Origin of the sequence: Streptomyces sp. SID14478 (assembly GCF_010548525.1) — a bacterium.
Classification (GTDB): domain Bacteria; phylum Actinomycetota; class Actinomycetes; order Streptomycetales; family Streptomycetaceae; genus Streptomyces.
Genome location: NZ_JAAGMG010001115.1, coordinates 1 through 4,415, shown reverse-complemented (window position 1 = coordinate 4,415; position 4,415 = coordinate 1). Strand labels below are relative to the sequence as shown.

The following is a 4,415-nucleotide window of genomic DNA, read 5'->3' as shown; positions in this document are numbered from 1 at the left end:
GCCGGGACCGCCACCGGCGCGCCGACCGGCAAGGGCGCGGCCGAGGTCACGGGCAGCGCCACGCTCGGCGACGTGCCCCTGGCCGCGTTCAGCAACAGCCTGCTCCCGGGTACCGTCGCGAACGACCGCGGCGTCGACCTCGGCGGCATCGGCTCCGACATCTACCCGGCGGGCCGCAAGGGCGAGTACTGGACCGTGACCGACCGCGGCCCGAACGGGCAGATCAAGGTCGACGGCACCAAGCGCCGCACGTTCCCCGTGCCCGGCTTCGACCCGGCGATCGTGAAGATCCGGGTCACCGGGAACCGGGTGAAGGTGCTGCAGGCGATCCCGCTGACGACGTCGTCCGGCAAGCCGGTCACCGGTCTGTCGAACCAGGAGAGCCGGGACGAGAAGCCGTACACGTACGACGCGAAGAACCCGCTCTCCTACGACCCGAACGGCCTGGACACCGAGGGCATCGTGCGGGCGGCCGACGGTACGTTCTGGCTCGTCGACGAGTACGGGCCCTCGCTCGTGCACGTCTCGGCGCACGGCAAGGTCCTCGCGCGGCACGTGCCGAAGGGGCTGCACCTGAAGGGCGCCGGCTACCCGGTCGTCGAGTCGCTGCCGTCGGTCCTGCTGCACCGCAAGATCAACCGCGGTTTCGAGGGGCTCGCCCAACTCCCGGGCGGCGACCTGGTGCTGGCGGTGCAGAGCCCGCTGTCCCTGCCCGACGGGGACGCCGGGGACGCGTCCCTGAACACCCGGCTCATCCGGTTCTCGACCAAGAAGAAGGCGGTCACCGCCGAATACGCGTACCGCTTCGACCCGGTCGGCGAGATCGACCCGGGTGAGGACGACACCTCCGAGCTGAAGATCTCGTCCGTGGTGGCGCTCGGCGGCGACCGGCTTCTCGTGGAGGAGCGCACGGACAAGGCCGCCCGCCTGCAGGAGGTGCGTCTGACGCGCCGCGCGAACATCCTGGGCGACCAGTGGGACGACGCCACCACGTCGCCCTCGCTGGAGCAGCTCGAGGACCCGTCCGCCGCCGGGGTGCCGGTGCTCGGCAAGCGGCTCGTGGTCGACCTGAACACGGTCGACGGGGTGCAGGACAAGATCGAGGGCGTGGCGCTCGCCGGGCACGGCACGCTCGCCCTGATCAACGACAACGACTTCGGGATGACGGACGGAGACGGCGCGTTCGACGCGCAGGGACGGCTCGTGGACAGCGGCATCGAGACGCGCGTGACGTACGTGAAGCTGCCCAAGGGCGCCCTCTGACGAGGCGCCCGGGGCGCCTCGTCAGGGCCGTTCGCCGGCCGTCTCCTCGATGGCCGGCATCGGCTCCCCGCCGGGATGCCAGCTGCTGAGGAACGCGGGCTGCCGGGCGAGGTCGACCAGTTCGACGCGCGCGCCGATGCTGTCGACGCGGTGGTAGGCGAAGGGACGGCCGTACGGGCAGCCCGAGAAGTCCACGGGGAGGCCCTCCCCGGCCAGTCGGCGTGAACCCCGTTCGACATCGGTGGACCAGAAGCCGAGGTGGTCGAAGCGGGGCCCTTCGGAGGCGTCCCAGGGGCTGCCCGGCACGCCCTCGATCAGCTCGATGAACGGCGGTCCGCCCCGGGTGAAGGCGATCCGGTAGTCCCACTCCCCGAGCCGGTCGGACACCGGGTCGCTCCAGGTGACGCCTGCGGACCGCCGCAGGTCCCTCATCGCCGGTTCGATCTCGGGGACGGCGAAGCACACGTGGTAGAAGGCAGTCATGTCCCCATCATGACCTCAGGGCAACAGGCTCTCCACGTCGCTCGGCAGCAGCCCGCTGGGCAGGTCGCTGGGCAGTGCGGTCGGGATCTTCGAGGGCAGGTTGCTCGGGAGCTCGCTGGGGAGCCCGCTCGGCAGTTCGCTGGGGATGCCCAACGACGGGGACGGCGTGCCCCGTTGGCCTGTTCTGTCGGGGGCGGGTTTGTCGTCGTCGCCCGCATCGCGCGTCGCCACCAGCACGACGGCGCCGACGATCACCACGAGGGCGACGAGCACCGCGATCAGGAGGTACGGACGCCGCCCGGTGCGTGGCCCCTCGGGCGGCGGCGCGCCGAAGGAGCCTGCGGGCGGCGGGCCGAAGGAGCCGCCCGGCGGCGGCCGGTCGCCGGGCGGCCCCGGTGGTTGCGGCGGGGGCGGGGGCACGGACATACCCGCCAGAGTCCTCGCTCACGAGGTCAAAGCGCGACCCCTCGGCACAAGTTGGTACCCGCCGCGTCCCGTCCGGGTCAGTCGCGCGCGGCCAGCAGGTGGTCCATCGCCAGCTGGTCCAGGCGCTCGAAGGCCATGCCGCGCTCGGCGGCCGCCTCGACGTCGAACTCCTCGAAGGCGCCCTTGTCCGCGAGGAGTCCGGCGAGGCCTTCCGCCGCGGTCGGCTGCGCCAGCTCGTCCAGACGGGACGCGCGCAGCGCCTCCTGCACCTCTGGGTCGGCGCGGAAGGCGGCCGTGCGCTCCTTGAGGATCAGGTAGTTGCGCATGCAGCCCGCGGCCGACGCCCACACGCCGTCGAAGTCCTCGGTCCGCGGCGGCTTGAAGTCGAAGTGCCGCGGGCCCTCGTATCCGCCGCGCTCCAGCAGGTCGACGAGCCAGAAGGCGGCGCGCAGGTCACCGGCGCCGAAGCGCAGGTCCTGGTCGTAGCGGGTGCCGTGCTGGCCGTTGAGGTCGAGGTGGAACAGCTTGCCCGCCCACATCGCCTGGGCGATGCCGTGCGGGAAGTTCAGGCCCGCCATCTGCTCGTGGCCGACCTCGGGGTTCACGCCGTACATCTCGGGGCGCTCCAGGCGCTCGATGAACGCCAGCGCGTGGCCGATGGTGGGCAGGAGGATGTCGCCGCGCGGCTCGTTCGGCTTCGGCTCGATGGCGAACCTGAGGTCGTAGCCCTGCTCGACCACGTACTCCCCAAGGAGGTCGAACGCCTCCTTCATGCGGTCGAGCGCGTCGCGGACGTCCTTGGCCCCGCCGGACTCCGCGCCCTCGCGGCCGCCCCAGGCGACGTACGTCTTCGCGCCCAGCTCGGCGGCGAGGTCGATGTTGCGGATGGTCTTGCGCAGCGCGAAGCGGCGTACGTCGCGGTCGTTGGCGGTGAAGCCGCCGTCCTTGAAGACGGGGTGCGTGAAGAGGTTCGTGGTGGCCATCGGGACGACGATGCCGGTGGCGTCCAGGGCCTGCCGGAAGCGCTTGATGTGGGACTCGCGCTCGGCCTCGGAGGCGCCGAACGGGATGAGGTCGTCGTCGTGGAACGTGACGCCGTAGGCGCCGAGCTCCGCCAGCTTCTGCACGGACTCGACCGGGTCGAGCGCGGGCCGGGTGGCGACGCCGAACGGGTCGACGCCCTGCCAGCCGACGGTCCACAGGCCGAAGCTGAACTTGTCCTCGGGGGTGGGCTGGTACGTCATCTTGCGGCTCCCTCGCCGTTCGCGGGCGGCACGGGCACATCGCACCGCACGCCTATTTCGTCATGGCGGTTTACAAATTAGTATGCGGACACGCCGCTGGGAAGAGCCGTCCACCTCCGGTACCGAATTCAGGAGAGCCGCATGTCCGCTGCCGATGGTCCCCTCGTTGTCGGGGTCGACAGTTCCACGCAGTCCACGAAGGCCCTGGTCGTCGACGTCGCCACGGGCGCGGTCGTGGCCGCCGGCCAGGCACCGCACACCGTGACGTCGGGCGCGGGCCGCGAGAGCGACCCCGAGGAGTGGTACGACGCACTGCGCACGGCGCTCGCCCAGTGCGGGGACGCGGCCCGCCGGGCATCGGCCGTCGCGGTCGGCGGGCAGCAGCACGGCCTGGTCACGCTCGACGCACAGGGCCGCCCGGTGCGTCCGGCGCTGCTGTGGAACGACGTGCGCTCCGCACCGCAGGCCCGCCGCCTGATCGACGAGCTGGGCGGGGCGAAGGTGTGGGCCGACCGGTTCGGCAGCGTGCCCGGCGCCTCGTTCACCGTGTCGAAGTGGGCGTGGCTCGCCGAGCACGAACCGCAGGCGGCGCGCGCGACCGCCTCCGTACGGCTGCCGCACGACTACCTCACCGGGCGGCTGACGGGCGCGGCCACGACGGACCGCGGCGACGCCTCCGGCACCGGATGGTGGGCGTCGGCGACCGAGGCCTACGACGAGGACGTGCTCGGGCGGGTGGGGCTCGACCCCGCGCTGCTGCCGAGGGTGGTGGGGCCCGGCGAGATCGCGGGGACGGTACGCGACGCCTCCGGTGAACTCCCCTTCGCCAAGGGCACGTTGGTGGCCGCGGGCACGGGTGACAACGCCGCGGCCGCGCTCGGCCTCGGCCTGCTGCCCGGCACCCCCGTGCTCAGCCTCGGCACCTCGGGCACGGTGTACGCGGTGTCCCGGCGGCGGCCCACGGACCCGAGCGGCACCGTCGCCGGGTTCGCGGACGCA

The 4,415-nt window shown here is 72.6% G+C and carries 5 protein-coding genes; 2 read left to right on the top strand and 3 right to left on the bottom strand.

All coding sequences use genetic code 11. The annotated features are described in order from the left end of the window. A partial coding sequence (locus G3I40_RS36085) for an esterase-like activity of phytase family protein (RefSeq protein WP_164559055.1) occupies positions 1 to 1,263 on the top strand: 1,263 nt, incomplete at its 5' end. Between the two features lie 21 nt (positions 1,264 to 1,284). Here G3I40_RS36085 and G3I40_RS36080 read toward each other — a convergent pair. The 3 genes from G3I40_RS36080 to xylA form a co-directional block, all read right to left on the bottom strand. Then, positions 1,285 to 1,746 carry a VOC family protein gene (locus G3I40_RS36080; RefSeq protein WP_164559054.1) on the bottom strand — a complete coding sequence of 154 codons (462 nt, stop codon included), beginning with the start codon at positions 1,744 to 1,746 and terminating at the stop codon, positions 1,285 to 1,287. A 15-nt stretch (positions 1,747 to 1,761) separates the two neighbouring features. After that, positions 1,762 to 2,172, bottom strand: coding sequence for a hypothetical protein (locus G3I40_RS36075; RefSeq protein WP_164559053.1), 411 nt, complete (start codon positions 2,170 to 2,172; stop codon positions 1,762 to 1,764). Between the two features lie 77 nt (positions 2,173 to 2,249). Further along, positions 2,250 to 3,416: a xylose isomerase gene (gene xylA, locus G3I40_RS36070; RefSeq protein ID WP_164559052.1), complete on the bottom strand. Its 1,167-nt coding sequence runs from the start codon at positions 3,414 to 3,416 to the stop codon at positions 2,250 to 2,252. A 141-nt stretch (positions 3,417 to 3,557) separates the two neighbouring features. Here xylA and G3I40_RS36065 point away from each other — a divergent pair. Further along, positions 3,558 to 4,415: FGGY family carbohydrate kinase (locus G3I40_RS36065; protein WP_275410290.1), on the top strand; the 858-nt coding region annotated here is incomplete at its 3' end.